This is a genomic window from Paenibacillus cymbidii, from assembly GCF_004764705.1.
GTDB lineage: Bacteria > Bacillota > Bacilli > Paenibacillales > NBRC-103111 > Paenibacillus_AN > Paenibacillus_AN cymbidii.
Genome location: NZ_SHLX01000069.1, coordinates 1 through 2750, shown reverse-complemented (window position 1 = coordinate 2750; position 2750 = coordinate 1). Strand labels below are relative to the sequence as shown.

Genomic DNA, 2750 nt, shown 5'->3' with positions numbered 1-2750 from the left:
TGCGTATTCCGGTAATGTTTGGACACTCATTCCGAAAAGATTTGGACACCTATTCCGGTAATATGTAGACAGTCATTCCGAAAAGTATTGGACACTCATTCCGGAAATGGTTGGACAGTTTCTCTTTCCAGTTTCCCCTCTCAAGTTGGCATCCACTTTTAGCAAAGGTGTATCATTCCAATCTCGCGAATGTCTCCCAGGACACTAGCAGAAAGGAGTATACAGCAATGCCCAAACAAAGGAGGATCGCCTTGCCACGCATCTTAGATGTTCTTCGCTTGAATGCCGAATCGGATCTAAGCGAAAGAGCCATCGCTCGCAGTTTGTCTCTCTCCCCGAGCACCGTCGGTAGTATCTTAGCTCGTGCTAAAGAAGCTGCTCTCGCCTGGCCCATTCCAGCCCATTTGGACGAACGAAAAGTAGAATCCATGCTGTTTCCAAAAGCAACTGGAAGGCCAAAGAAGCGGACAGAACCCGACTGGAGTCACTTGTATCAGGAATCCAAGAGAAAGGGTGTCACCCTGCAGCTTCTCTGGCTTGAGTACAAGAACCAACACCCCGAGGGTTATCAGTACAGTCAATTTTGCGAGCGGTTTAACCAGTGGAAGAAGACGCAGCAGCTCACACTTCGGCAAGAGCACAAGGCCGGAGAAAAGCTATTCATCGATTACGCGGGGCCTACCATTTCCGTGATCGATGTGGAGACCGGTGAAATCAAAGAAGCGCAGCTGTTCGTCGCCACGCTTGGTGCCAGCAATTACACCTATGTAGAGGCCCAGTGGGGGCAAGGTCTTCAATCTTTCATCAACGGCCACGTACGAGCATTTCAGTACTTTGGTGCTGTCCCCGAGCTTCTTGTACCGGATAACCTGAAAGCCGCCGTCAAGCAAGCCGACCGTTATGAACCTGGCATCACCCGCACCTATTACGAGATGGCATCCCACTACGGCTGTGCTGTCTTACCTGCCCGGCCGCGCAAACCAAAGGATAAAGCCAAAGTCGAGTCTGCCGTTCTGCTCGTCGAACGCTGGATACTTGCCGTGCTGCGAAACCGCCGCTTCTTTACCCTGGGCGAACTAAACGAGGCGATACGGGCACTGCTTGTCCGGCTCAACGAGAAACCATTTCAAAAAATGGAGGGGTCTCGAAAAAGCTTGTTTGAGAGCCTGGACAAACCGGCTATGAAGCCTTTACCAGCCAAGCCTTATGAATTTGCCGTTTGGAAAATGGCCCGGGTCAACATCGACTACCATATCACGGTTGACTATGTTCATTACAGCGTTCCCTACACGCTGGTCAAGCATCAGGTGGATGTCCGCATGACCGAATTCGTCGTGGAGATCTACGACCATGGTAAACGAGTGGCCAGTCACCGCAGAGCTCACCGGAAGGGACTAATGGTCACAGAGCCGGCTCACCGTCCGAAATCTCACCAGAAGCATATGGAGTGGACACCCTCCCGCTTAATCCAGTGGGGAACCAGCACCGGTCCGAACACCGGCAAGCTGGTGGAAGGGATTCTGAACCGACTTCCACACCCGGAGCAGGGCTACCGGGGATGCTTAGGCATTCTGAGTCTCAGTAAACGTTACCCCAAAGAGCGGCTGGAAGCAGCGGCGGCAAGGGCCGTTGCCGTAGGAGCCTTCTCCTACAAAAGTCTGAAGTCGATTCTTGAAAAAGGTCTGGAACAACTAGAGCTTCCTCTCTCCCTGCCTGAAGCTCCCACGCCTGTACATGAGAATGTTCGCGGCGCCGCCTATTACCAGGAAACTCGGGCAAACAAGTTGTTGCACTAATCCCATTCCAGCGAAACGGCGTGATTGCCAGCATCGCCGTTTCGCCCCCAATACTCGTACTGTGGAGGTTCTGAATGCTAACTCATCCAACCGTAGACATTCTGCGCAAGCTGCGCCTGCAGGGCCTGGCCGACGCCTACTTGCGACAGCTACAAGATCCACGAATGAATGAACTATCCTTTGAAGAACGTTTCGGGTTATTGGTCGATCACCAATGGACCGAAAGGCAGAATCGTCACGTCACCAAGCTGCTGCGCGATGCGAAATTGAAGGTACAAGCGAACCCGGAGGACATCGATTTTTCCACACCGAGGGAGCTCGATCGTCCCTTAATCCGCCAGCTTCTGACCGGACAATGGCTGACCTCACACCACAACCTTCTCGTTACGGGTCCCACGGGTGTAGGTAAAACGTTCATGATATGCGCGCTGGCTACTGCCGCTTGCCGTCAGGGCTTTCACGTTCGGTATTACCGGATGTCTAAACTGTTTCAGGACATTGTATTTTCCAAAGGTGATGGGTCGTACGGGAGATTAGCCAACCAACTGACCAAGGTAGACCTGCTCATCCTGGATGACTGGGGGCTTGCTCCGGTCGGAGTCTCAGAAAGCAGAGAGCTACTAGACATCTTGGATGATCGCGTTTCGCTGCATTCCACTTGCATTGCCAGTCAATTGCCGGTTGATCTCTGGTACCAGCACTTTGCCGATGCGACGCTAGCAGATGCTATTCTTGATCGTCTAATCCACAGGGCATACCGTCTTAAGATCCAGGGCGATACGATGCGGCGGGCATCTATTATCTTGCCAACGGGTGGAAATTCTGGTATGTAAGAAAAGAGCCTTCTTGAGAGAGTTCAGGTGTCCAAAAGTTTCCGGAACGAATGTCCAAACATTAACGGAATAACTGTCCATTACTTACCGGAATGACTGTCCAAAGTTTCCGGAATACGCA

General features: G+C 52.0%; 2 protein-coding genes. Both read left to right on the top strand.

Translation table 11 applies throughout. The annotated features are described in order from the left end of the window. Nucleotides 1-227 precede the first annotated feature (227 nt). On the top strand, nt 228-1796 hold the full coding sequence (gene istA / locus EXY20_RS38650) for an IS21 family transposase (protein ID WP_135557773.1): 1569 nt from the start codon (nt 228-230) through the stop codon (nt 1794-1796). A gap of 74 nt (nt 1797-1870) precedes the next feature. Beyond that, nucleotides 1871-2629 carry an IS21-like element helper ATPase IstB gene (istB, locus tag EXY20_RS38645; protein ID WP_135557772.1) on the top strand — a complete coding sequence of 253 codons (759 nt, stop codon included), beginning with the start codon at nt 1871-1873 and terminating at the stop codon, nt 2627-2629. The last annotated feature ends 121 nt before the right edge of the window (nt 2630-2750 follow it).

Coding starts and splice junctions, on each gene's coding strand:
- istA (WP_135557773.1), top strand. CDS start 228: ATGCCCAAACAAAGGAGGATCGCCTTGCCACGCATCTTAGATGTTCTT.
- istB (WP_135557772.1), top strand. CDS start 1,871: ATGCTAACTCATCCAACCGTAGACATTCTGCGCAAGCTGCGCCTGCAG.